The organism is Flavobacterium urumqiense (genome assembly GCF_900108015.1).
In the GTDB taxonomy this organism is placed as follows: Bacteria; Bacteroidota; Bacteroidia; order Flavobacteriales; family Flavobacteriaceae; genus Flavobacterium; species Flavobacterium urumqiense.
This window is the reverse complement of record NZ_FNVP01000005.1, coordinates 180749-207000: the sequence shown is the minus strand read 5'-3', so window position 1 is coordinate 207000 and position 26252 is coordinate 180749. Positions and strand designations below refer to the sequence as shown.

General features: G+C 33.6%; 26 protein-coding genes. 13 read left to right on the top strand and 13 right to left on the bottom strand.

Translation table 11 applies throughout. The annotated features are described in order from the left end of the window. Window positions 1–87: 87 nt before the first annotated feature. The 7 genes from C4S35_RS08365 (at window position 88) to C4S35_RS08340 (ending at window position 7715) form a co-directional block, all read left to right on the top strand. Entirely contained in the window at window positions 88–1668 is a 1581-nt protein-coding gene (locus C4S35_RS08365) for a serine hydrolase (RefSeq protein WP_103999737.1), read from the top strand. A gap of 77 nt (window positions 1669–1745) precedes the next feature. After that, entirely contained in the window at window positions 1746–3971 is a 2226-nt protein-coding gene (locus tag C4S35_RS08360; protein ID WP_103999736.1) for a RelA/SpoT family protein, read from the top strand. Between the two features lie 164 nt (window positions 3972–4135). Beyond that, window positions 4136–4606, top strand: coding sequence for a Fur family transcriptional regulator (locus tag C4S35_RS08355; RefSeq protein WP_103999735.1), 471 nt, complete (start codon window positions 4136–4138; stop codon window positions 4604–4606). Between the two features lie 45 nt (window positions 4607–4651). Continuing rightward, entirely contained in the window at window positions 4652–5923 is a 1272-nt protein-coding gene (locus C4S35_RS08350) for an adenylosuccinate synthase (protein WP_103999734.1), read from the top strand. A 325-nt stretch (window positions 5924–6248) separates the two neighbouring features. Then, on the top strand, window positions 6249–6830 hold the full coding sequence (nudK, locus tag C4S35_RS08345) for a GDP-mannose pyrophosphatase NudK (RefSeq protein WP_103999733.1): 582 nt from the start codon (window positions 6249–6251) through the stop codon (window positions 6828–6830). 3 nt (window positions 6831–6833) lie between these two features. Then, complete coding sequence (locus tag C4S35_RS16190; RefSeq protein WP_279627780.1) at window positions 6834–6959, top strand: hypothetical protein; 126 nt, start codon at window positions 6834–6836, stop codon at window positions 6957–6959. A gap of 3 nt (window positions 6960–6962) precedes the next feature. Further along, window positions 6963–7715 (top strand): DMT family transporter, encoded by a 753-nt coding sequence (locus C4S35_RS08340; RefSeq protein ID WP_341865125.1) that lies wholly within the window; start codon window positions 6963–6965, stop codon window positions 7713–7715. A 71-nt stretch (window positions 7716–7786) separates the two neighbouring features. On the opposite strand, the gene C4S35_RS08335 is transcribed toward C4S35_RS08340, so the two are convergent. From C4S35_RS08335 to C4S35_RS08325, 3 genes are all read right to left on the bottom strand, one after another. Next, window positions 7787–8425: a peroxiredoxin gene (locus tag C4S35_RS08335; protein ID WP_103999732.1), complete on the bottom strand. Its 639-nt coding sequence runs from the start codon at window positions 8423–8425 to the stop codon at window positions 7787–7789. 268 nt (window positions 8426–8693) lie between these two features. Then, window positions 8694–9911 (bottom strand): MFS transporter, encoded by a 1218-nt coding sequence (locus C4S35_RS08330; RefSeq protein ID WP_103999731.1) that lies wholly within the window; start codon window positions 9909–9911, stop codon window positions 8694–8696. A gap of 53 nt (window positions 9912–9964) precedes the next feature. After that, a complete protein-coding gene (locus tag C4S35_RS08325; RefSeq protein WP_103999730.1) occupies window positions 9965–10876 on the bottom strand; it encodes an AEC family transporter in 912 nt (303 codons plus the stop codon). Window positions 10877–11082: 206 nt separating this feature from the next. Between C4S35_RS08325 and meaB the strand changes: the two genes are divergently transcribed. Next, window positions 11083–12171, top strand: coding sequence for a methylmalonyl Co-A mutase-associated GTPase MeaB (meaB, locus tag C4S35_RS08320; protein WP_103999729.1), 1089 nt, complete (start codon window positions 11083–11085; stop codon window positions 12169–12171). Window positions 12172–12394: 223 nt separating this feature from the next. Continuing rightward, window positions 12395–13693 (top strand): Xaa-Pro dipeptidase, encoded by a 1299-nt coding sequence (locus tag C4S35_RS08315; protein WP_103999728.1) that lies wholly within the window; start codon window positions 12395–12397, stop codon window positions 13691–13693. A gap of 404 nt (window positions 13694–14097) precedes the next feature. On the opposite strand, the gene C4S35_RS08310 is transcribed toward C4S35_RS08315, so the two are convergent. The 3 genes from C4S35_RS08310 to C4S35_RS08300 form a co-directional block, all read right to left on the bottom strand. Further along, window positions 14098–14328, bottom strand: a complete 231-nt coding sequence (locus tag C4S35_RS08310) for a hypothetical protein (protein WP_103999727.1) — start codon at window positions 14326–14328, stop codon at window positions 14098–14100. Between the two features lie 75 nt (window positions 14329–14403). Next, complete coding sequence (locus C4S35_RS08305; protein WP_103999726.1) at window positions 14404–15312, bottom strand: prohibitin family protein; 909 nt, start codon at window positions 15310–15312, stop codon at window positions 14404–14406. A gap of 74 nt (window positions 15313–15386) precedes the next feature. Further along, a complete protein-coding gene (locus tag C4S35_RS08300) occupies window positions 15387–16766 on the bottom strand; it encodes an MATE family efflux transporter (RefSeq protein ID WP_103999725.1) in 1380 nt (459 codons plus the stop codon). A 229-nt stretch (window positions 16767–16995) separates the two neighbouring features. Between C4S35_RS08300 and C4S35_RS08295 the strand changes: the two genes are divergently transcribed. Then, window positions 16996–17532, top strand: a complete 537-nt coding sequence (locus tag C4S35_RS08295; RefSeq protein WP_103999724.1) for a hypothetical protein — start codon at window positions 16996–16998, stop codon at window positions 17530–17532. Between the two features lie 107 nt (window positions 17533–17639). Here the strand turns inward: C4S35_RS08295 and C4S35_RS08290 are convergent, their stop codons facing one another. Further along, window positions 17640–18521 carry a PPK2 family polyphosphate kinase gene (locus tag C4S35_RS08290; protein WP_103999723.1) on the bottom strand — a complete coding sequence of 294 codons (882 nt, stop codon included), beginning with the start codon at window positions 18519–18521 and terminating at the stop codon, window positions 17640–17642. Between the two features lie 197 nt (window positions 18522–18718). Here C4S35_RS08290 and C4S35_RS08285 point away from each other — a divergent pair, with 197 nt between their 5' ends. Together C4S35_RS08285 and C4S35_RS08280 are read left to right on the top strand one after the other, a co-directional pair. Further along, window positions 18719–19540 (top strand): DUF6929 family protein, encoded by an 822-nt coding sequence (locus C4S35_RS08285; RefSeq protein ID WP_103999722.1) that lies wholly within the window; start codon window positions 18719–18721, stop codon window positions 19538–19540. A 150-nt stretch (window positions 19541–19690) separates the two neighbouring features. Next, entirely contained in the window at window positions 19691–20407 is a 717-nt protein-coding gene (locus C4S35_RS08280; RefSeq protein WP_103999721.1) for a 3-ketoacyl-ACP reductase, read from the top strand. Window positions 20408–20551: 144 nt separating this feature from the next. Here the strand turns inward: C4S35_RS08280 and mtaB are convergent, their stop codons facing one another. Further along, entirely contained in the window at window positions 20552–21880 is a 1329-nt protein-coding gene (gene mtaB, locus C4S35_RS08275; RefSeq protein ID WP_103999720.1) for a tRNA (N(6)-L-threonylcarbamoyladenosine(37)-C(2))-methylthiotransferase MtaB, read from the bottom strand. A gap of 131 nt (window positions 21881–22011) precedes the next feature. On the opposite strand from mtaB, the gene C4S35_RS08270 reads away from it, so the two are divergent. Next, window positions 22012–22593, top strand: coding sequence for a hypothetical protein (locus tag C4S35_RS08270; protein WP_103999719.1), 582 nt, complete (start codon window positions 22012–22014; stop codon window positions 22591–22593). Here C4S35_RS08270 and C4S35_RS08265 read toward each other — a convergent pair. The 5 genes from C4S35_RS08265 to C4S35_RS08245 form a co-directional block, all read right to left on the bottom strand. After that, window positions 22590–23387, bottom strand: a complete 798-nt coding sequence (locus C4S35_RS08265; RefSeq protein WP_103999718.1) for a Cof-type HAD-IIB family hydrolase — start codon at window positions 23385–23387, stop codon at window positions 22590–22592. The two genes, C4S35_RS08270 and C4S35_RS08265, sit on opposite strands and share 4 nt — an antisense overlap. Before the next feature lie 350 nt (window positions 23388–23737). Continuing rightward, window positions 23738–23983 (bottom strand): hypothetical protein, encoded by a 246-nt coding sequence (locus C4S35_RS08260; RefSeq protein ID WP_103999717.1) that lies wholly within the window; start codon window positions 23981–23983, stop codon window positions 23738–23740. Window positions 23984–24017: 34 nt separating this feature from the next. Next, on the bottom strand, window positions 24018–24236 hold the full coding sequence (locus C4S35_RS08255) for a DUF2007 domain-containing protein (RefSeq protein WP_103999716.1): 219 nt from the start codon (window positions 24234–24236) through the stop codon (window positions 24018–24020). Window positions 24237–24252: 16 nt separating this feature from the next. Further along, window positions 24253–24987: a DEAD/DEAH box helicase gene (locus C4S35_RS08250; protein WP_103999715.1), complete on the bottom strand. Its 735-nt coding sequence runs from the start codon at window positions 24985–24987 to the stop codon at window positions 24253–24255. 94 nt (window positions 24988–25081) lie between these two features. Further along, the gene (locus tag C4S35_RS08245; protein ID WP_103999714.1) at window positions 25082–26245 is read right to left on the bottom strand and encodes a sigma-54-dependent transcriptional regulator; all 1164 of its coding nucleotides are present in this window, start codon (window positions 26243–26245) and stop codon (window positions 25082–25084) included. Window positions 26246–26252 lie beyond the last annotated feature (7 nt).

Here is a 26252-nt window from a genome sequence, read left to right as displayed (position 1 = left end):
TACAATTTTCGACTGATTTCGTCATTTCTTCAGCCGGTTAGAACGAAACCTCATCTTGAAAAAACAAAGTTTATTAAATAAAAAACTATGAAAAATAAATTATTCGTTGCGATAGCATTAATTTCGACCACTCTTTCTTTCTCCCAAATCAGTTCATCCCAAGTTGACGAATTAGTGAAGCGAACCTTAACCGCATTCAATGTTCCGGGAATTGCAGTTGCCATTGTAAAAGATGGAAAAATAATTCACGCGCAAGGATATGGCGTAAAATCAATTCAGACAAAAGAAAAAGTCGATGCGAATACCCTTTTTGGAATTGCATCCAATAGCAAAGCTTTTACAAGTGCTGCAATAGCAATGTTAGTGGATGAAGGCAAAATAAAATGGGATGATAAAGTTATCAAATACCTTCCAAATTTCAGAATGTACAATGATTATGTAACCCAAGAATTCACCATTCGGGATTTATTGACACATAGAAGCGGACTCGGTCTTGGAGCAGGGGATTTAATGATTTGGCCCGACGGAAGTAATTTTACAGCACAAGATATTGTGCAGAATTTGCAATATTTGAAACCGGTTTCGGCTTTTAGAACCAAATATGATTATGATAACTTATTATATATTGTTGCCGGAGAAGTTATTGCTAAAGTAAGTGGTCAAAGCTGGTGTGATTTTATTGAAAAGCGAATTATGAAACCATTAGAAATGAATAATAGCGCCGCTTCCTTTTTGCGATTGAAAGACAGTACCAATATAATTGCTCCTCACGTTCCTATAGATGGAAAACTAAAAGTAATCAAACGGTATCAAAATCAACTATTTGATGCGGCCGCGGGAATTTACTCCAGTGTTAATGACTTAAGCAAATGGACCATCATGCAAATGAATATCGGAAAATACGGCACTGAAAATAAGCAATTATTCTCTGAGAAAGAACACAATCAAATGTGGCAAATGCAAACTATAATTCCGGTAACTACCAGAGCACCTTATAATACCCATTTTAGCGGTTATGGTTTAGGTTGGTTTTTGAGTGATGTAAAAGGATTTAAACAAGTAACACATACTGGTGGGTTAGAAGGAATTGTTACTCAAGTGACCTTGATACCGGAGTTGCAATTAGGTATAATCGTATTGACAAACCAGCAATCCGGAGCAGCGTTTAATGCTATTACCAATACAATAAAAGATAGTTATTTGGGAATTAAGTCTGAGGATTATGTAACTATTTATAGTAATAAATTAAAAGCAAACGAAGAGACTGCTGATAAAGTTACCGATGAAGTTTGGGCTGCTGTCGCAAAAAATAAAACAGATAAAATCAAAATAGATTTCAATACGCTTAAGGGAACTTTCAAGGACAATTGGTTTGGCGAAATCATCATTTCAGAAAAGAAAGGCAAATTATATTTTGCATCAAAACGTTCCCCTCAGCTTACCGGAGAAGTTTTTTTCTATAAAAAAGACAATTATGTGGTGAAATGGAACAATGCCTATTTTCATGCTGATGCCCATTTATTTTTTGAATTTGATCCATCTGGCAAAGCAATTGGTATAAAAATGAAACCAATCTCCGAGTTGACCGATTTTAGTTATGATTTTCAGGATTTGGACTTCAAAAGAGCAGAAAATAGTATGCCTGAAAATACTGTTTCCGGTAATTAAACATTAAATCAAAAAACAAATAATCCTTGTATATCTCCTAACTTATATTTATTTTTAAAAATTGAACCCATGCCGTTATGATAGAAATAGATTTAGAAAAAGAAAATAAAGCGATTGCTCAAGAATATAAAGAGTTACTTCGGATTAGTTATCAAACTTTAAGTGATGAAGATAAAAAACTGATCCGTAAGGCTTTTGATGTTTCAGTAGATGCCCATAAAGATCAACGAAGAAAATCTGGTGAAGCGTATATCTTTCATCCTATTGCTGTTGCAAAAATTGTAGCATCAGAAATTGGGTTAGGAGCTACCTCTATTGCGGCCGCATTGTTACACGATGTTGTCGAGGATACGCTAATGACAGTGCAAGATATTGAACGTTTGTTTAATCCAAAAATCGCACAACTAGTTGAAGGTTTGACTAAAATATCCTTGGTTCAGAGAGATTTGAATGCGTCATTACAAGCCGAGAATTTCCGTAAAATGATATTGACCCTTAATGATGATGTACGAGTAATTCTTATAAAATTAGCCGATCGTTTGCACAATATGCAAACAATGGATTCGATGCAAGAAGACAAACAGACCAAAATTGCATCAGAAACTTTATACATTTATGCACCACTTGCGCATCGATTGGGTTTATACAATATTAAAACAAAATTGGAAGATTTAGGTTTAAAATATACGGAACCAACGATATACAATGAAATTGTAAGTAAAATAAAAGAAACCAAAGAAGAACAGGATGCCTACATCAAAGATATTTCGGACGTAATTAAAGAATCAATGGATGCTGAAGGAATTGATTATGCTATAAAAGGACGCCCTAAATCCATCTATTCGATTCGAAGAAAAATGCAAGCCCAAAACGTAAGCTTTGATGAAGTCTATGATAAATTTGCACTTCGTATCGTTTACAAATCAAGTAATCCGAATGATGAAAAGTTTCTGGCTTGGAAAATATATTCTATGGTAACGGATCATTACAGACCCAGTCCCAGTCGATTACGAGATTGGATTTCATCTCCAAAATCTACTGGATATGAAGCGTTACATATTACGGTAATGGGGCCTAAAGGACGCTGGGTTGAAGTGCAGGTACGAAGTGAGCGTATGGATGAAATTGCAGAAAAAGGGTATGCAGCGCATTACAAATATAAAAATGGAGCTACTGAAGAAAGTGGTTTGGATGTATGGCTTAATTTACTAAAAGAAGCCTTAGAAAATTCGGAGACTAACGCCGTAGATTTTGTGGAAGATTTTAAAATGAATTTATATTCTAAGGAAATATTTGTATTTACCCCAAAAGGAGAAATTAAATCATTGCCCAAAGGTGCCACATCACTCGATTTTGCTTTCAGTATTCATTCCGAAATAGGAATTCGCACTCGAGGAACGCGCGTCAATGGAAAATTAGTTCCTTTAAACCATGTTTTAAAAAGTGGTGATCAAGTTGAAGTAATTACTTCACAACATCAAAAACCCACAATCAACTGGCTCGATTATGTGACCACGTCAAGAGCCAAAACAAAAATAAAAAACGTTTTAAACGAAAATACCAAGAAAATTGGCGAAGAAGGAAAAGAACTGTTGACTCGAAAATTAAAACATTTAAAAATAACTTTGAGTGAATCTGTCGTCAATGAATTAGTTAATTTTTTTAAATTAAAAACGAGTTTAGATTTATTTTACCGAGTAGGAATTGGCGCTATTGAAAACCAGCAACTTAAAGATTACGCTGCGCAAAAAAGCAACACTTTTATAAATTTTTTCAAAAGTAAAATAAAACGTTCTACAAGTAGCACAGCCGATGAGGATATTCACAAACCAATAATAAGCAGCAATTATGATATGCTTGTTTTTGGTAAAGACCATGACAAATTAGATTATAAATTATCTCCTTGTTGTAATCCAATTCCGGGTGATGACGTTTTTGGTTTTGTAACAATAAACGAAGGGATTAAAATACACAAAAAAGATTGTCCAAATGCGATTGGGATGCAGTCTAATTATGCGTATCGAATATTGACCGCTAAATGGATTGACTCTTCACAGGAAGAATTTAAAGCAATAATAAACATAACCGGAATGGATATATTGGGGCTAACTAACCAGTTAACAAAGGTGATTTCAAATAATATGCACGTAAATATCCAGAGCATTTCTTTGAACACTGATGCCGGAATCTTTCATGGCCAAGTGACTGTTATCGTTCAAAACAATACCATTTTGAAAAAGATGATCAACAATATCAAAAAGATTGACGGAATCGATAAAGTAACAAGGGAGTATAAAACATAACAGCGTATAGCTTTAAAGTTTTTAATGTTTGATTACTATTCTTTCATTATCGATAAAACAAATCAAAATTTAACAGAAAAGACAATTCAAATCATTTTTAAAGTATTTGATTTTTCAACTTTAAACACTAAACTTTAAAAAATAAAAATTTATCTTTGCCAGATATGACACTCATTTCCACTGATAATAACAAAAACCAAGAAATTGTAAAAAATGTTTTTACAATGTATCTTGAAAACAAAGGACATCGCAAAACTCCTGAACGTTACGCTATCCTTCAGGAAATTTACGATAGCGAAGAACATTTTGATGTAGAAAATCTGTATATCAAAATGAAAAACAAAAACTATCGTGTCAGCAGGGCTACGCTTTATAATACAATTGAATTACTATTAGATTGTGCTTTAGTGCGTAAACACCAATTTGGACAAAATCAGGCACATTACGAAAAATCATATTTTGATAAGCAACACGATCACATTATCATGACTGATACTGGTGAGGTTATCGAATTTTGTGACCCAAGAATTCAAAGTATTAAGAAAACAATCGAAGAAATATTCGATATAGAGATTACCAATCATTCCTTATATTTATACGGAATAAAAAGAAAAAAAGACAATTTGGATAACTAACTAGTTGTCTTCGATTTAAAAAATTAACTACAAATAACATACAGAATGACGGTAGATTTATTACTAGGATTACAATGGGGAGATGAAGGAAAAGGAAAAATTGTTGATGTTCTTACCTCAAATTATGATATTATTGCTCGTTTTCAAGGCGGACCTAACGCAGGACATACTTTGGAATTTGACGGAATAAAACATGTTCTTAGAACCATTCCATCAGGTATTTTTCATAAAACTGCCATTAATATTATTGGAAATGGAGTTGTAATAGATCCTGTAGTTTTTCAGAAAGAAATTGAAGGTCTGGAGAAATTTAATTTAGACATAAAAAACAAATTAATCATTTCAAGAAAGGCTCATTTAATTTTACCTACACACCGCTTGTTAGATGCAGCTTCTGAAGCGTCTAAAGGAAAAGCAAAAATTGGTTCTACACTAAAAGGTATTGGTCCAACTTATATGGACAAAACCGGAAGAAACGGAATTCGTGTAGGAGATATTGAATTAGAAGATTTCAAAGAGCGTTACAGAGCTTTGGCTGATAAGCATGAAGCCATGATTAAATTCTATGATGTTGCTATCCAATACAATTTAGAAGAACTGGAAAAAGAATTTTTTGAATCTATTGAAGAATTAAAAAAATTAGATTTTATTGATAGCGAAGAATATTTAAACCAAGCTCAAAAAGCAGGTAAATCAATATTATGTGAAGGAGCTCAAGGTTCATTATTGGATGTTGATTTTGGAACTTATCCCTTTGTAACTTCATCAAACACAACTGCTGCTGGTGCTTGTACCGGTTTAGGAATTGCTCCTAATAAAATAAAAGAAGTCTACGGAATTTTCAAAGCGTATGTAACCCGTGTAGGAAGCGGGCCATTTCCAACAGAACTTTTTGACGAAGATGGTGCAACTATGGCACGTGTAGGAAATGAATTTGGCTCGGTTACAGGAAGACAAAGACGTTGCGGCTGGTTAGATTTAGTTGCCCTTAAATATGCGGTTCAAGTTAATGGTGTTACACAATTAATGATGATGAAAGGTGACGTTCTTTCTGGATTTGAAACCTTAAAAGTATGTACAGAATATAATTATAAAGGGAAAAAAATATCTCATTTTCCTTACAACATAGAGCCGGAAAATGTAACTCCGGTTTATCAGGATTTCAAAGGATGGCAAGCTGATTTGACTGGTATGACGACTTACGATGAGTTACCAATTGAATTGAAAGAGTATATCGAATTTATTGAAAAAGAAGTTGAAGTTCCTATCAAAATTGTCTCTGTAGGACCAGATAGAAAGCAAACTATTCTAAAATAATATCACTTAACGCTCTGAAAATTCAGAGCGTTTTTTTTTAAAAAAAAGCATACTTTTACATTCATTTGAAAATAACTGAATCCAAATTACATTCATTTTAAAAAGTAAAATTATTATACTTTCACCGGTAATAATCATTAGTTTGAATACGCTCTTTTCTTGCCAAAAAAACGAACTGCCGATACCGAATAATTCTTCTCAAAAAGATATTACATCCGGATCAAAAAAAAATTTTCATACACAACCTATTCAACTTTCAGGAGCCAATGCTTCAGTAATCACTTATATTTAAAACAAAAATCATTACGTAATCACTTCCCAACCAATGAAAAATCCAGCTATTAAAATACAAAAAACCGAATTACTTTCTGATAATTGGTATATTTTAAACAAAGTAACTTTTGATTATCAAAAAAAAGATGACTCTTGGATTGCCCAAAAAAGAGAAGTTTATGACCGAGGAAATGGAGCCGCTATTCTGCTTTACAATTCAACCAACAAAAAAGTGATTTTGACAAGACAATTTCGCTTACCAACGTATCTCAACGGAAATCAGACAGGAATGATGATTGAGGTTTGTGCAGGACTTTTGGACCAAGACCATCCGGAGCAATGCATCATTCGCGAAACCGAAGAAGAAACAGGATACCGCCTTACAAAAGTCACTAAAATCATGGAAACGTATATGTCTCCAGGTGCCGTAACGGAGATTTTATATTTATTTGTTGGAGAATACGATGAATCTATGAAAGTCAGTGAGGGTGGTGGAGCTCAACATGAAGAAGAAAATATAGATGTTTTAGAAATGTCTTATAACGAAGCCTATGCTATGATTGAGTCTGGCGAAATAAAAGATGCCAAGACAATCCTATTGTTGCAACATGCAAAAATAAAAAATCTAGTTTAATAAATGAGTAATCCAACTAAAGGAGCATTATTTGCTTTATTAGCCACTTTACTTTGGTCCGTAAATATGGTAATTGCCAGCGGTATAAAAGGGCACATTCCTCCCATTGGACTGGCTTTTTGGCGCTGAACAATTGCTTGTATCGTTTTGGCTCCCTTTGCATTTAAAAGTACTATCGAAGATTTTAAAATAGTAAAGAAACTTATCTGGTATCTTGTGCTTACCGCATTGCTGGGCATTACTTTTTTTAATACACTAATTTACTTTGCAGGAAAAACAACAAGCGCCATTAATTTATCATTAATCGCCATTTCGATTCCTTTATTTATAGTTGTATTGTCTAGAATAATTTTTAAAGAGAAACTGTCCAGTTTAAAAATAGCTGGAATTGCAACCATAATTACGGGTGTTATTGTTCTTATTACCAAAGGATCTCTGCTAGCCCTATTGCATATCAACTTTACAATTGGGGATTTGTTGATGCTTGTGGCCTGTTTGTTTTTTGCCTGTTACACCATATTAGTACGGCAAAAACCAGATGAGTTAAGCCCAAAAGTATTTTTATTTAGTGTTTTTGTATTGGGGGTGATTTTCCTTTTCCCATTTTACCTGTGGGAACATTTATTTTATAAAAAAGTAATTTTAGATACTAAAACCATTGTAGTAACGATCTATGTTGGCCTATTTGCTTCAATGGTTTCCTATTATTTATGGAATGAAGCGATTCGATTAATTGGTACTTCAAAAACAGCATTAATCTATTATTTAATTCCAGTATTCAGTGGAATTTTAGCCTATTTTTTTCTGGGTCAGGCTATTGTAATCACTCAAATTATCAGTATGGGAATCATTATTACTGGTTTATTAATTACTAATCGAGGGTAATTATCACTTATAAAAAAAGTACAATGAAAATTTTCATTGTACTTTTTTTATTCTAAATTTTTCTTTGTCAACTACTTATTGGGCTGTGGAGTCATTCTTAAATAAGGTTTCACTCTTTCGTAACCTTTTGGAAATTTAGCCGCAATATCTTCATCTTTTACCGCTGTTGAAATTACCACTCGCTCACCATCTTTCCAGTTAGCTGGTGTCGCTACGCTATAATTAGCGGTTAACTGTAAGCTATCAATTACACGAAGCAATTCATCAAAATTTCGTCCCGTAGATGCTGGATAAGTCAACATTAATTTTATTTTTTTATCAGGTCCAATAATGAAAACGGAACGCACCGTAAAACTTTCATTTGCATTGGGATGAATCATATCATACAATTCTGCTATATGCTTATCTTCATCAGCAATAATAGGAAAATTGACCGTTGTGTTTTGCGTTTCATTGATGTCTTTGATCCACTCCATGTGAGAATCTAGTCCGTCAACACTCAATGCAATAACTTTTACATTTCTTTTTTCAAATTCAGGGTAATAATTTGCCACTGTTCCTAATTCAGTGGTACAAACCGGTGTGAAATCTGCGGGATGCGAAAATAAAATACCCCAAGAATCACCCAGCCAATTGTGAAATTTTATCGTTCCTTGCGTTGTTTCTGCTTCAAAATCGGGAGCAATATCGCCTAATCGTAATGATGCCATAATAATTTCTTTTTTATTGATTATTAGATAACTAAGTTATTAAATTACGAGCAATAAAAATTAAAACAAATCTTAAAGTTGTACTAAAAAATTAACGTGTAAATGCTGATTATTCTCTTCAAAATCATTTGGCTACACCAAAAGTGTGTTTTAAAGTGAAATCTATAGCCCCGATAAAAGTGGAAATCCTTTATAGGAGTAAATCCTGTAAGGTTTACTGCTCTAAAGATTGCAACGGATAGCGGGAAAAAGCTCCTAAAAAAAAGGATTATTTCTTTTTCATATTGGGTAAAAAGTACGTAAAAACACCAATCAACGGTAGAAAAGAACTTAATTTATAAACGTATTCGATGCTAGTTTGATCCGCTACATATCCTAGAATAGCAGATCCTAAACCGCCCATACCAAAAGCAAATCCAAAAAATAACCCCGAAATCATTCCTACTTTTCCAGGCATTAATTCTTGTGCAAAAACCAAAATTGCTGAAAATGCCGAGGCAATAATTATTCCTATAATAACCGATAATGCTCCGGTCCAAAATAAATTAGCGTAAGGCAATAACAGTGTAAATGGTGCTGCGCCAAGTATGGAAATCCAAATGATATATTTTCTTCCAAAACGGTCTCCTAAAGGGCCTCCTATTAATGTTCCTGCAGCTACGGAAGCAAGGAAAATAAACAAATGAAATTGAGATTCCTGTATGGTTAATCCAAATTTATGCATAAGATAAAAAGTGAAATAGCTTGACATACTGGCCATGTAGAAAAACTTGGAAAATATTAACAGCAATAAAACTGCGATTGATAAATTAATTTTTCTTTTGGACAATGGGACCACAAAATCTTCAGCAACTATTTTTTTTGAAGCTCTTAAATTCAGATGATTTTGATACCACAGCGCTATTCGGGACAAAATAATAATTCCTAAAATACCCACTGTCACAAACCATATTATATTCGATTGTCCAAAAGGAGCTACAACTAATGCGACTAACAAAGGACCGATTGCGCTACCTGAATTCCCTCCCAATTGAAAAATAGATTGCGCCAAACCGCGCTTTCCGCCTGATCCTAAATATGCAACACGAGACACTTCCGGATGAAATATGGATGAACCAATTCCTACAAATCCAACGGAAACCAATAACATCCAGAAAGAAGTCGAAATCGATAAAAATCCCAATCCCGTAATGGTAAATAACATCGCAATTACTAAAGAATAGGGCTTTGGATATTTATCAGTATAAAGTCCAATAAAAGGTTGCAAAATAGAAGCTGTCAGTTGAAAAACGAATGTTATCAGTCCGATTTGAGTGAAACTAAGATTAAAATTTTCTTTTAGTATGGGATAAGTCGAAGGAATAACGGATTGCATCAAATCATTTAACAAATGTGCAAAAGCGATAGAAAACAATATAGAGTAAACTGTTTTTTGGACTAAAGGCGCTTGGATTGTTTTTGTCGCACCCGCTGAGGAAATATTCATATTCTAATTAAAATAATATTAACAATAAATCGTAAAAAATTGATTCGGAAAAATTAAATAAACTGTACCACAAAATACCAAAATACCAATGTGATAAACGATAATGGTATTCCAAAACCAATCATCATGCTACTTAATCTGGGTTTTAAACCATGAGAGGATGCTAAGATACTTGCCGTTATCATAGGAGCCATTGCAGACTCCATGATGGCAACTTGAATTGTTTTTGAATGCTGGTGCAAAATTACGACATACAATAAATATATGAGACCTGGAGTCAATATTAATTTATACAAAAGTCCCAGCCCCAAAAATTTCCAATGTTGGCTTCTCTTATCAAACCGCAATTGCAATCCAACGGAAAGCATTGCCAAAGGAGTCATCAAACTACCTACTTTTTGTAAACCAAACTGAATATATTGATGGAAATCAAAATCGAAGATATTCATTAAACAAGCTAGTAAAAAAGTGATAAATGGGGGGAAAAAAATAATTTTCTTTGCAATATGTAGACCGTTTGGACTTCCTGTAGAATATAATGTCGCAATCAGAATTCCTAAAGTAGAGAGCACTACAAAAGAGCCAGGCTGATCTACTAAAATTGCCGTTTTCAAACCTTCTTCTCCATACAAAGCTTGAATTATGGGAAATCCCAAAAACGAAGTATTTCCCAAGCCGGCAGTTATAATCAAACATCCCGTTAGTTTTTTAGACCAACCCAGTCTGTTCCCCAAAAAACTAAAAAAAAAGTAGGAAACAATAAACCCAATCCATGCCACACTTATAGGAAATAACAATTCACTGCTCCATTTTATTTTAGGTATGTAATACAAAGCTAAAGCGGGAAGGCAAATATAAATCACAATGTTGTTTATGACCTTATGACTATTGGATGGTACCCATTTTACCTTTTTCAATACGATCCCAAGCAATAAAAAAACGAAAATTATAATGAAATTGTACATAGTATTGAATTGACCACAAAAATACTATTAAAATTGCTTTAAGAAAAAAGGAAATTGTATTTAAAATTCAATAAAAAAATAACACAGATTTATAAAATAGCTTTTATTTTTATAAAGCTTTTACACTCCGGTTTATAATCTCCCAATAGTATTAATACTGTAGAAACAAGTAATTTTCATTACTTTTACTTTTCAAATAATATGCTTTGCCAAATAAAAAATCCCATCCAAGTGCTTTACACGAAAAAGCTGGAATTTCTCGACCAGAAATGATCAGTTCTGCCTCCGTGAAAAATATTCAGCAATTTAGAAAAGTACAGCCTTCATCAACAGAATTAGTTGACGGAATTTTAGCAGGAAATATAACGGCCTTAAGTCGTGCGATTACTTTGGTGGAAAGCACTAATATCAGCCATTTGGCAAAAGCCAATGAAGTAATCAATGCCTGTTTACCTCATGCCACTAAATCAGTTCGAATAGGTATTACCGGTGTTCCCGGCGTTGGGAAGAGCACATTTATTGAAGCTTTTGGAAAACATTTAACTAGTTTAGGAAAAAAAGTCGCAGTTCTTGCTGTTGATCCCAGCAGTACGATTTCGCACGGAAGCATTCTGGGAGATAAAACCCGAATGGAAGAATTGGTAAAAGATAAAAATGCGTACATACGCCCTTCGGCTTCAGGAGCAACTTTGGGCGGTGTGGCGCGAAAAACCCGGGAAACTATTACGCTTTGTGAAGCTGGTGGTTTTGATACGATTATTATTGAAACTGTGGGAGTTGGTCAGAGTGAAACTGCTGTTCACAGTATGGTAGATTTCTTTTTACTTTTAAAAATTTCTGGTGCCGGCGATGAATTGCAAGGTATCAAACGCGGGATTATGGAAATGGCAGATGCAATTGTCATCAACAAAGCGGATGGTGACAACATCAAAAAAGCCCAATTTGCTAAAATGGAATTCAACCGGGCACTGCATCTTTTCCCGTCCAAAAAATCAGGATGGATACCAACTACTTCTACTTGTAGCGCCATTACTCATGAGGGTATCCCTGAAGTTTGGAAAACCATTGAGCAATTTCTTGAACTGACAAAAGGCAACAATTCCTTGTTTGAAAAACGCAAAGAACAAAACCAGTATTGGATGTTAGAAACCATCGACGAACAATTGAAATTGAATTTTTACAATCATCCTGAAATTCAAAAATTATTGGATTCAACTAAAAAATCAGTTCAAAATGATGAAATCTCACCCTTTGCAGCCGCTAGCTTATTATTGAAAATGTATTTTAAAAAATAAAAAACAAAGTATAAGTTCCGATTTTGCGAGTTGTATGACAACCTATAAAATATTTTGATAAGTTTTTGATTTGGCAAAGTAATTTTTTATCAATAGTAGTAGATTCCTTATTTCTACTTAAATTTGAAATCATGTAACACTCTATAAAACAAATAATTAAAATTATCCAATATAAAAATTCTATTTCGCTGTTCAAACCATTTTAATATTTAATCCCAAATTAATGAAAAACAAAACATTACTTACAGTTCTTATTTTTATTACTTCTTGTACAATTGTCTTTTCTCAGACAAAAATTAAAGCCATAAAAGCAGGAAAACTTATTGATGTCATTAGCGGAACAGTACTTAATAACCAGATTATTTTAATTGAAAACAATAAAATAACTGCTATTGGCTCCTCTATTACCATCCCCGAAAATGCGGAAATAATTGACCTAAGCAAGTCAACGGTGTTACCCGGCTTAATAGATTGTCATACGCATCTTAGCGGAGAACCAACCGATGATTATTATGGAGATATTTTCAGAAAAACACCAATTGACTATACAGTACAAGCACATATTTTTACCAAGCGAACATTGGAAGCTGGCTTTACCACTTGTCGGGATCTAGGATCAAGTGATTTAATTGATATTTCATTAAGAGACGCGATTAATAATGGAATTATTGAAGGTCCCCGAATGCTAGTAGCTTGTTTTACGTTAAGTTCAACGGGTGGTCATGCTGATATGTCAGGATTCAACCCTGCCATTAGAATGAATTCAATTCCTGACTATACTGGCGTCGCTGATGGTGTTGACGAAATTAGAAAACGGGTACGCAACAACATAAAATGGGGCGCAGATGTCATAAAATTTTGTGCTACTGCGGGTGTATTGTCCGAAGAAGAAAGTGTAGGCGCACCTCAATATTCATTAGAAGAAATGAAAGCAATTGTAGACGAAGCCCACATGTGGGGTAGAAAAGTAGCAGCACATGCGCACGGAACAGAAGGAATAAAACGTGCAGTCATAGCTGGCGTAAATTCAGTAGAACATTGCAGCATTGTTGATGATGAAACTGTGAAACTAATGAAAGAAAAAGGTACTTACATGGTACCAACAATGTATGCCTTAGATTATGTTATTGAAAATTTTGGAAAAAAGGGGTATCCTGAAAAAATAATAAATAAAGCGAAAAGTATTGCCAAACAAAAACAGGAAGGACTTGTCAAAATAATTAAAGGTGGTGTTAAAATTGCCTATGGGACTGATGCTTCAGTAATGCCACACGGTCTCAATGGCAAAGATTTTGCATATTTAGTAAAAGCGGGAATGACTCCTATGCAAGCCATTCAATCAGCCACTATGAACGCAGCGGACTTGCTTGACATAACTGCTAAAACAGGTTCGATTACAGTAGATAAATGGGCTGATATTATTGCTGTAAATGAAAATCCAATCAACGACATTAAAGTTTTAGAACAAGTACAATTTGTGATGAAAGATGGAGTCATTTACAAAAATGAAATAGCAAAATAAATAAGAATAATTACATTCGTTATTTTTGAAAATATTTAAAACAAATTCGAATCTAAAAACCTTGATTAAAAAAAGCTAGCGGCAGCAAAAGATAAATTTCCATCTTTTACTGCCGCTATTTTTATTTTATTGAATAAATATTTTAAAAAATTAGAAGACAATTTTAAAAAATAGTATAGTATCTTTTCAATCTATTTTCGTCACAAAACTAGTCATACCATTATTTAATTTAAAATAGATCATTGAAAATTAATTTAAATTGTAAAGAAAAAAGTCCTAAAACTCTTTAAGCAATCATCTCTACTCCAATTAGAACTAAACATGCAACAAATATTTTTTTGATTTACCGTTTAAATTTATAAAAATGAAATTGATAACAATTTTTTAAAATTTAAAAAATAAAACTATTCTTTCTCATAACGCTCCATTTCTCTGTCATAAAACTCATTGGCAAGAACAATTAAACCTTCCATTTCTGTATTTAATTCGCTTTCGTCAAGATCTTCTGCTTCCTCCATGAATTCGACCTCATCATCTTTTAAATTGATAATAAATCGTGGATAATCCAAGTGGATGATAAAAATATCTTCCGGAAAATCAGTGTTATCCCCTAGTAAAAATTTTGGTAATTCCATTTTTTAATGTTTAATCAGTTAATCGTTATTTTTGTAGATTCGCTTAACAAATAACCGAATAAACTTTTTAAAAATCTATTTATCAGAAAGAATAACCGGTGTATTCCCTCTGCCATTCATAAAAATGATTTTAGTGTTAGGAGAAGCAGCCAATTCTTTTTGCGCTTTTATTTGTTCGTATTGTAATTGCTTATCAGATAAGCCCGTTGAAATAATTCGCTGATAATCTGCAATACCTTGGGCTTCCACTCTTTTACGTTCGGCTTCCTGTTTTTCTTTTTGCAATACGAAAGTCATTTTTTGAGCATCTTGTTCGGCATTTATTTTACTTTCAATAGATGCTTTTACTGATGTTGGAAGATTGATATTTCTAATCAGTAATTGCTCAAGAACCAATCCTCTTAACTTGAAATCAGCTTCGATAGTTTTGAAAATTCGTTGTTGAAATTCGTTTCTTTTAGTTGAATACAAAGCAACTGCATCGTAATAAACAGCGTTATCGCGAATACGGGTTCTGGTTACGGGACGCACAATTTTATCAGAATAATTAACCCCAATTTGTTTGAAAATTTTTGGAGCTGATTCTGGTGAAACTCGGAATAAAACTGTCAAGTCAATTACCACTTCCAGTCCGTCATTTGATAAAACTCGAATTGCATCGTCACCAGCTTCGGCCCCTTCGCCGTGAACCGCTGACATGGTGTAATTTTGAGTTTGAATATCAAATTCAGTTACATCTAAAAGCGGATTAATCAAATGCAATCCACTTTCCAGAACATCCGGCTGCACACTACCATAAAGAGATTTGACTCCTACTTTTCCTGCATCAATTTGTTTGAACATGGAAGAAAAAACTCCTAAAACAATTAACAAAATTCCAAAAAATTTAAGAACATTTGCAAATTTTGAAAATGGATTTACATTGCTTTTTAATGTAAAACTTACAATTAATAAAATTATTCCAAGAATAATAAATAGTATCATTTTTTGATTGGTTTGGTTTGTATGCTTGTTATACGATAAAAGAAATTAGAAGTTACATTGTAAGAACATTATTATTATTTATAATTCTCCAAAACTAATTTTCTTGTTAATCTTGCAAAACGAATATACAAAAACAAAGCTGCAGCAGACAATCCTGCCAAAAGTCCAATCCAAATTCCTACCGCTTGTAATGAAGTGTATTTTCCTAAATAATACGAAATAGGAAAACCAATAACCCAATAGGCTACAAAAGTGATATACATTGGGATTTTCACATCTTGCAAACCTCTTAAAGCCCCCAGAACCACTACTTGAATTCCATCTGAAATTTGAAAAACAGCGGCAACTAAAAGCAACTTGGAAGTTATTATTATTATTTCGGTGTTATCAAGAATTTGAGCAGAATCATTCATATTCAGAAATAAATGAGGCAGAAAATTATGGAATAGGACAAAAATTGCAGCAAAAAAAGTTTCTAGAATAATAGCCAACAAAAATATAGATCGGGCTACAACAATCAAACTTTTATAATCGTTCATTCCTTTAGTGTGACTCACTCTAATCATAGCGGTCACACTCAATCCCATAGCAACCATGAAAGTTGATGATGCCAGAATAAGTGCTATTTGATTGGCCGCCTGATTATTTTTACCTAGTGAACCGGAAAGCCAAATTGCAGCTGTAAACAAAGTTACTTCAAATAACATTTGCATCGCAGAAGGCAAACCCAGATTGATGATTTTTTCTAGAATTGATTTTCGGATTTCTTTAAAACTAAAGTTTTTGAAATAGCTTTCAAATGCTTTATTATGTCTCATCAGTAAATCCATAAAAACTACCATCATAATCCTTGAAATTACAGTTCCTAAAGCGGCTCCAAGAATTCCCAGTTTGGGGAAAATCCAAATTCCATAAATCAACATATAATTAAAAAATATGTGGACCACATTAGCCATGAATATTGCATACATGGAATATTTAGTTTCCGCTAAACCATCAGCGAATTGTTTGTATCCTTGGTAAATAATAACGGGAATCAAAGAAAAAGCCACCCAGTCAATATAAGGAGCAGCCATGTCAGCCACTTCTTTGGGCTGGTGCATTAAGTACATTAGTTGTTTAGACAATACTGTCAAAATAAATAAAACAATTCCTAAAATGGTACATAACAGCAATCCATGATGAAAAGTAGTGCGAATTTTTTTTTCGTTTTGTTCCGCATTAGCCTCAGAAACCAACGGGGTGATTGCCGTAGAAAATCCTATTCCCAGAGATAATGCTATAAAAATGAAACTATTACCTAAGGAAACCGCAGCCAACTCAGTAGAACCTAGTTTTCCTACCATAAAATTATCTACGATACCTATTAATGTATGTCCTAGCATTCCTAAAATTACAGGGTAAGCTAATTTGATATTATAAGAAAACTCTTTAGTATATTGAGATAAATTCACTTTTTATTTTTTTTGTTGGTAAAGATAAAAAGAAGGTTTGACTTTTATCAATACTATCAGCAATATATGGTCCTAATTAAAGTCATTATTTATACAAAACAAGGAATTCTATAACAAAACCAAATAATTCTATAACATTACAGGCTTACTCAACTACTACTTTTGCAGAGTCGTTTTGTACCATTAAAAACAAGATGGTAAAAAAATTATTAAACAAAATATTACAATTATGAAAATTTCAGGAAAAATTAAAACAGCATTCGTATTAGCAATCTCAGCAATGTTCGCTAGTAATGTTCAAGCTCAAGAAACAAAAGAAGTTAAAAATTACGATCAAGGATTTCGTTTAGGAGTAGGTATAAATGGTGGTTTTCCAACTAATAATGATGTTTACAACTGGTCATTAGGTGCTGATGTTAGAGGTCAATATGATTTGACTAAAAGATATTCACTTTTATTAACTACTGGTTTTACAAACTTGTTTAAGTACAAAGATGCACAAGATTTAACTAACACTAAAGATTTAGGTTTTATCCCTGTTAAAGCAGGTTTTAAAGCTTTCGTTTGGAATGACGAATTTTATGTATTAGGTGAAGTTGGTGGTGGAATCGCTGTTACAAACGGTCACAAACAAGATACGTACTTATGGTCTCCAGGAGTAGGATATGCAGGTAAAGATATTGATGTAAGTTTGCGTTATGAAGGATACACAGAATATGATACAAATCAAATTGCTTTACGTATCGCTTACGGTTTCAAACTATAAAACATATAGTCTTTTAAAAAAAATGCGCTGAAATTCAGCGCATTTTTTTTGTGTTAATTTTTTATAGTTCTTAAACTTGGACTGATTTTGTCTAAAACTATCTTAAATTAATCTTGCTTCTTCAACATGTCTTTATACATTTCAATATTCTCCCTGATTTTTTCATCCATTTCAGGTACTTTGATATCAGTATGTTTTTGCATTTCTTCCCAAATAATTTGCGCTACAATATAACGGGCCATTTCTTTATCATCTGCAGGAATCACATACCAAGGTGCATAATCCGTAGATGTTTTATTGATCGCCTCTTCATAATACTGCATATAATCGTCCCAACGATCCCTTTCTTTCAAATCACCGATTGAAAATTTCCAGTTGTGTTTTTTTTCTTCCAGCCGGCGTAACAAGCGTTGCCTTTGCTCTTCTTTACTCATATGCAAAAAGAATTTCAGCATAATAGTTCCGTTTTGAGTAATATGCTTCTCAAAATTATTGATTTGCTGCATTCTATTTTCCCAAAACTGCCGCGTAATATCGTGCACGGTTTCAATACCCGGTAAATTTTCATTCATTATATATTCCGGATGCACTCTGGTGACCAAAACATTTTCATAATGCGATCTGTTAAAAACCGTAAACTTGCCTTTTTCAGGTAAAACCAAATAATGTCTCCACAAATAATCATGTTCTATCTCGCTTGAATTCGGCGTTTTAAAACTATGGACTACCACCCCACGGGAATTAAATTCCTTAAAAACTTCCCGAATCAAACTATCCTTCCCCGACGTATCCATGCCTTGCAAACAAACCAAAACGCCATAGCGATTGTGCGAATACATCACATCTTGTATTTCACTCAATTTTCCTTGCACCTTCTCCAGTTTCTCTTCTTTATCATCATCATCGGCTTTGCTAAACAAGTTCGTAGGAATTTTAAACAATTCAATTTTGCCAATCACTTTAAAATCATCGGGTTTTATAGACTTCATAAGAAATAATTTATCTTTACATCTCAAATATAAGAAATAATAGGGATTAATCCTGATGAATTTTAGGAGCTATTTCCTGCTGTACACTTGTATCTTTCTAGTCCTGAACTTATTTCAGGGTCCTGAAATAAGTTCAGGACTAGAAAGGATACCGCTTCCATCAGGGCTAGGGCATTCCGTTTCAAAAATAAAATTTTATGAAGAAATTCACACTTGATTTACTATTTCAAATTATCGGAATTGGTTCCGCCTCAGGACTCATTCACAAAGACGATTCCTTGTTTATAATTTCTGACAATAGCTCTTTTCTTTACGAATATGACATCAAAGAAAAAGAACTCCATAAAATAAAGCTCTTCGAAAACAGTCAGGAAAACATTCTTAAAAAAGACAAATTCGATTTTGAAGCCATAGCCCAAAAAGGAAATAAATTCTATCTTTTTGGTTCTGGTTCTACGCCTAATAGAAACAAACGCATCAGTTACGATTTTACTTCTACAGCAATAGAAGGCAAAGATTTGTCGGCAATTTATGGAAAACTAAAACAAATTGCTTATATTTCAGATGACGAATTAAACATCGAAGGTGCTTTATTTCATAACAAAAAATGGCATTTGTTTCAACGAGGAAATGGAGCACAATCTAAAAATGGAATTTTTGTTCTAAACAAAGAAGAAAATGACATTCACTTTTTTCCAATCTCATTACCAAAAATCCAAAATATCGAAGCTACCTTCACTGATGCAATTCTCGTAGAAGATAAAATCTATTTTCTGGCTGCGGTAGAAAACACGACCTCAACTTATGACGATGGAGAAGTATTTGGAAGTTTCATAGGAGCTTTATCATTCGATACTTTCGAAGTTGTATTTACCCAAAAGATTTCAGAAACCCACAAATTCGAAGGATTAACTTTATTTTCGCATTCAAAAGAAAATATTGAATTCCTGCTCTGTGAAGATAAGGACACCGAAGCTTTGGAAACGGATATTTATAAATTGACTTTGGATTTAAAATAAAAGTTAATCAGATAAAAAAAATGTTTCTTTAGATCAAAATAATATAACGTTAAATTTAGATTAAATAGAAAACCAAAATCGATTTAAAATTTAAAACAAGGTACTTTTACAGTAAACTAAGCCTTTTATTGGCATTAAATAATTAAAAAGATGACTGACTTAAAAAATAAAAACGCCCTAATCACAGGCGCAGGAAAAGGAATTGGAAAAGCGATCGCTTTGGCCTTAGCCAAAGAAGGCGTAAATGTAATTTTGGTTGCCAGAACACAAGACGAAATAGACAGTGTAGCGGCAAAAGTGCGTTCTTTAAGAGTAAAAGCTTTAGCCATAACCGCTGATGTTGCTGATATCAACTCGGTAAATAATGCAGTTGAAAAAGCGTTGGCTGAATTTGGGACCATTGATATTTTAATCAATAATGCCGGAATAGCTGCTTTTGGAAAATTCTTAGAATTGGAACCAAAAGATTGGGAACGCATCATTCAGGTAAACTTAATGGGAACGTATTATGTGACTCGCGCCGTTTTGCCAAATATGATAGAAAGACAAACGGGTGACATCATCAACATTTCTTCAACATCAGGATTAAGCGGAAATGCATTAACGAGCGCTTATAGTGCTTCTAAATTTGCAGTTTTAGGATTAACCGATTCTTTGATGCAGGAAGTGCGCAAGCATAATATTCGGGTAACGGCATTAACGCCAAGTACGGTTGCCACTGATATGGCCAAAGAACTAAAACTGACTGATGGAAATCCGGAAAAAGTAATGCAAGCAGAAGACATGGCCGAATTAATTATCGCACAGCTCAAACTAAACCGACGCGTATTTATCAAAAACAGTAGTATTTGGTCTACGAATCCGTAATTCGTTTTTATTTTTAAACATATAAGACACACAAGCTTAAAATAAAAAACCATTAAGAGATTAAGTTTCATTAAGTTTTACCTTAATTTTCTTAATATCTTAATGGCTAAAAAAACTTACATGACTTATATGGTAGAAAAAAACTTAAACCGTAGTCGTGACAAAATCCATTCGCACACTACCATCCTCATCAATTTTAGTCAAATTGATTTTTTGTAATGTATTGACTAATTCTGGATTCCAAGGTGTTTTTACTTTAACATAGTTTTCGGTAAATCCGTGAATATAGCCTTCTTTATTTTCACTTTCGAATAAAACAGTTCTATTACTACCCAATTGACTTTCGTAAAAAGCACGACGTTTTTTAACGGATAATCCACGTAGCATTTTGCTTCGTTTGGCGCGAACATCAGCAGGAACGACACCTTCCATTGTAACCGCTTCCGTATTATCACGTTCCGAATACGTGAATACGTGCAAATACGAAATATTCATTTCATTCAAGAAATGATAGGTCTCTAGGAAATGTTCATCTGTTTCGCCAGGAAAACCAACAATTACATCCACACCAATACAAGCGTGCGGCATTACTTCCCTAATTTTATTAACTCTTTCTGTATATACTTCACGCTGGTATCGGCGTTTCATTAATTTCAAAATATCGTTGCTTCCAGATTGTAACGGAATATGAAAATGCGGTACAAAAGTCCTGCTTTTCGATACAAATTCTATCGTTTCATTTTTCAATAAATTCGGCTCAATAGATGAAATTCGCAATCTTTCAATACCTTCTACCTTGTCTAATTCCTGAACTAATTCTAGGAAAGTATGTTCGTGTTTTTTATTTCCGAATTCCCCTTTTCCGTAATCGCCAATATTTACTCCGGTAAGAACAATTTCTTTTATGTTTTGCTCTGAAATATTCTTTGCATTTTTCAATACATTTTCCAGTTCATCACTTCTAGAAATTCCTCTTGCTAACGGAATCGTGCAATAGGTACATTTGTAATCACAACCATCCTGAACTTTCAAGAAAGCGCGTGTTCTGTCCCCTATCGAATAACTTCCCACGTAAAAATCCGCTTCGGAAATTTCACAGGAATGTACTTCCCCAAAATCATTTTTAGACAAATCATTGATATAATCTGCCAATTTAAATTTTTCAGTTGCACCAAGAACTAAATCTACTCCATCTACACTCGCTAATTCTTCTGGCTTCAATTGCGCATAACAACCCACCGCCGCGACAAATGCTTTGTCATTCAATTTCATTGCTTTTCGCACCACTTGCTTGAACTGCTTGTCTGCATTTTCAGTAACGGAACACGTATTAATCACATACATATCAGCTACTTCCTCAAAATCTACTCGATCAAAACCTTCGTCTTGAAGATTGCGCGCAATCGTAGAAGTTTCTGAAAAATTCAGTTTACAACCCAGCGTATAAAAAGCAACTTTTTTTCTATTTTCCATAATTCAACTTAAACTAATGAAATCGTTGTCAAAAAATTTAAGTCCGCAAATTTACGCACAATATTCTGGAAAATGAAATCAATAATTTTCATATTGTAGTATCTTGTCAGCAAATAATTAGGCTTTAAAAAATGAAAAAAATAATTATAATTGCATTTCTCTTGATCGCGGTTCAAATAAATGCTCAAAACGCAATAGAATGGGATGGAAAATACCAAATCCAACTTTCCGATTTTAAATCAAAAGCAACTCAAATTGGCAATGTGAGTAGTAATAGCATACAAAATGCTTCTGGACTAAATTTTAGCATACAAATGAGTAACATTGAATTTATGTTTACCAAAAACTTCAATTCCAAAGTAAGTTCTACATTCAAACGAGAATCGGCTTCTATCATAGCAACTGATACTATTACTGCTGAACGTATGGTGAAATTTGCTCAATATGAATTTGATTTATCGGAACTTTATGCTCGAAAACTTAGAAAAGACTTATACGTTAACAAAGGCACTTTTTCAGATATTAGTTTTCTCCAACCGCTTTATGATGTTATCCAAAAAGAATATGTAGAAGAACACGGAGAAGCCTCTAAAAAAACTAATCTAGGACAAAAAAAGGATATATTAAAAAAACTGAACGATGATGTTTTAATAAGAATTCAAGAGCTTTCTGATTTCTGTAAAACTTGTAAACCACTTAAAAAAAAATCTTAATTCAAAATAAATCGTCTGACAACTTCAGCCACACCATGATTATTATTAGAGGCTACAACAAAATCGCCTTTATCTCTCAATTCAGGATCAACATTGTCTACCCAAACGCCCAATCCTGCATATTCAATCATGGTTAAATCATTTCCTGCGTTTCCAACAGCTATGATTTCACTTTGAAGGATATTTAGTTTTTCCGCTAAAAATTTTATACTGGCTCCTTTATCGATTCCATTTTGAGCTACTTCAAGAAAGAAAGGTTTTGACATGCTGACACTAAGATGTGGCATCGCTGCTTTCAAATCTTTCTCTACCTCTTTTAAATAACTTGGCTCCTCTAATAAAATACATTTCACCGCTGAAGATTGAACTTCCTCCTTAAAACTAACCACTTTATTATGCGCTAAACCGGTGATGTTTTTCTCTATTTCAATGTATTCAGAATCTGTTTCACTCACAATTTTTCCATCAACATAAGTAATAATATGGGTATTACTTTTTAAACTGTAATCGTACAATTCATGGATTTGCTGTTGGGTTAACGTTTGTTCAAAAATGACTTTATCTGTCTTCAAATCTGTAATGACAGCGCCGTTGTAAGAAATCATATAGGAATTATTCAATTGCAATTCTATAGCGTACGCAAGCATTGCAGGAGTTGGTCGGCCTGAAGCCAGAATAACATAAACACCCAATTCCTGGGCCTTAGCCAACATCACTTTATTCTCGTTTGAAATGGTATGGTCATCAGTCAACAAAGTGTCGTCCATGTCCAAAACCAACATTTTATATTTCATTTTAATTTTTTAAAAGTAGTAGTAGTTTCAATTACTGCAGATTCACAAATTACTTTTTTAGTTTGAGTGAATTCTGACGAGTATCAAAAATTTGAAGAATACGAATTTCCGTTTCAGAATGAATTTTATAAATAACTTTATAATCTCGAACAATCATTCTTCTGTAAGGTTCTCCTAAGAAATCATCTACTTAATATTGTTCAACAAAATAAATATTTTTACTTTGAATTACAATATCTCTGATAACGTTCCTCGCTCCTTGGGGAGATTTTAACTTAATGAATTCAAATATTAATTTCAAATCGGCTTTGGCATGATTATCCCAAAGTATGATAATTGACGTTTGCATATTACCACTTCTCGATTTCTTTTTCTAAATCTGCAATCGTTGTATATTTCCCCGATGAAATTCGTTCATCAGCTTCTTTTACCATAGCAACGTACTCTTCCTTATCAACTGGATAACCACTTATAGTATGAGCAACAACTTCTTGGTCTAAAACAGATTTAAGCGCAATTATTTTTTTTAGTTTACTTTCATCATCAATATGAAGTAACCAATCCATCAATTCTATTTTTTTTGCAGCTATGTCCATCTTACAGAGATATTTAAATAACAAATGTACTAATTTAAATACTCATTCTAAATTCTTCGATAACCGGATTTACTTTTGAAAACTCGGTTTCCTGAACGAACAATTCAACCGCTAAATCCAAATTCCCAAAACCTCCCAATCGAGCTGATTGTATATTGTTTTTCACAACAACATTTACACCAATCGCTTCGATTTTTTCTTGTAAAGCCATTGCTAGAATTTCACTTCCCGAAAACACTTTCATTAATCCCATCTTGTTATTTATTTAATTATTTATTACCGTTTTCTTCATCACCTTCTTGTTCTTCGAAGTCATCTCCAGCTTCAGGTTTGAAATCTGCTTCCTCCTCAAAATCTTCATCTGCTTCATCGTCTTCATCCTCGTCTTCATCTCCATCAAAATCGAATTCAAAGGGCTCCACCAGCATTTTTTCAGCAAGGACTTCAATTCGTTCCGTGAATTGTTCCGAGAAAATTATACGTTGGGTTCTGACAATGCTATTCGAAATACGCATGATTTTGGTTTCATGACGCAATTTCAAAATTGGGTCTGCATCATCAAGGATAAACATTTTCAATCGGTTGACATTAAAACCTGCCGTTGTGAACATTTCACTCAACCTGTTTGGAGTTCCAATCAACACATCAATTCCGCTAGAAATATAATTTTTATCATATTCCATATCTCCCTTATCATGAACGCCATAGACTTCTAAATTAGAATTCTTTCCGTATTTTTCAAAAAGTGATTCCATTTCCAATACTTTGGCTTTGTCTTCGACAATAATCAAAGCCCGTGGTGATTCTTCGGTTGCGTCTGCCAGTCTCTGGATTACATTCAGCACAATTGTAGTCGATTTCCCGCTTCCTTTTGGTGCAATAATAATACAATCCGAACCACTTTTCAGTGTTGAAAAGGTTTCTTTTTGCATGGCATTGGCCTCAGTCAAACCGTTTTCAATTAAGGCTTGTTGTAACTCTTCGTTTATTTTTTTTAGTTTCATTTCTTATGATTGAAAGATTAAAAATTAAAAAATTTAAAGATTAAAACTTGTTTCAAATCTTTAAATAATTAAATTTTCAAATCATTACATTAATTTATTTACTTGCGAATAACTTCACATCATTCTCGGAAATTTCGCTTCCGCCAAGGATAATCAAGCGCTCGACTACATTTCGTAATTCACGGATATTTCCTGTCCAATCGTATTCTTTTAATAAATTAATCGCTGATGCAGAGAATTTTTTGATGGAATTTCCTTGCTCAGAAGCAATTTTATCTGCAAAATATGAAATCAACATCGGGATGTCATCCCGTCTATCATTCAACGATGGAACCTTTATCAAGATAACAGCCAATCGATGGTATAAATCTTCACGGAAACGCCCTTCGGCAATTTCTACTTTCAGATCTTTATTCGTAGCTGCCACAACACGAACATCTACTTTGATGTCTTTGTCCGCTCCTACTCTGGTAATCATACTTTCTTGTAAAGCGCGCAATACTTTGGCTTGCGCCGAAAGACTCATATCTCCAATTTCATCTAAAAAAATCGTTCCTTTATCCGCAGCTTCAAATTTTCCTGCGCGGTCTTTCACTGCCGATGTAAACGCTCCTTTTACGTGACCGAATAATTCGCTTTCTATCAATTCAGATGGAATAGCGGCACAATTCACTTCGATTAAAGGGAAATTAGCTCTTTCGCTTTTTTCGTGCAATTGATGGGCAACCAATTCTTTCCCGGTTCCGTTTGGTCCAGTAATTAAAACTCTGGCTTCAGTTTGTGCTACTTTATCAATCATCAGTTTGATATGATTGATTGCTTCGCTTTCGCCAATCATTTCGTAGTTTTTACTGACTTTTTTCTTTAGAATTTTATTTTCTACAACGAGTTGTTTTTTATCTAAAGCATTTCTCACCGTGTTCAATAATCGGTTTAAATCTGGTGGTTTTGAAATGTAATCAAATGCACCTAAACGCATTGTATTTATAGCCGTTTCCATATCACCATGACCAGAAATCATAACCATAGGAATTTCGGGTTTAATCTTTTTGACCGCTTCAAGGACTTCAACACCGTCCATTTTTGGCATTTTGATATCACACAAAACGAGATCGTAGTCGTTATTCTTTATTTTTTCATAACCTATCGCACCGTCTTCAGCTTCTTCAACCTGATACGTGTCATTTTCTTCGGAGAGTATTTTTGTGAGTACTCTTCGAATAGCGGCCTCGTCTTCTATAATTAGTATTTTTGACATATTTTTA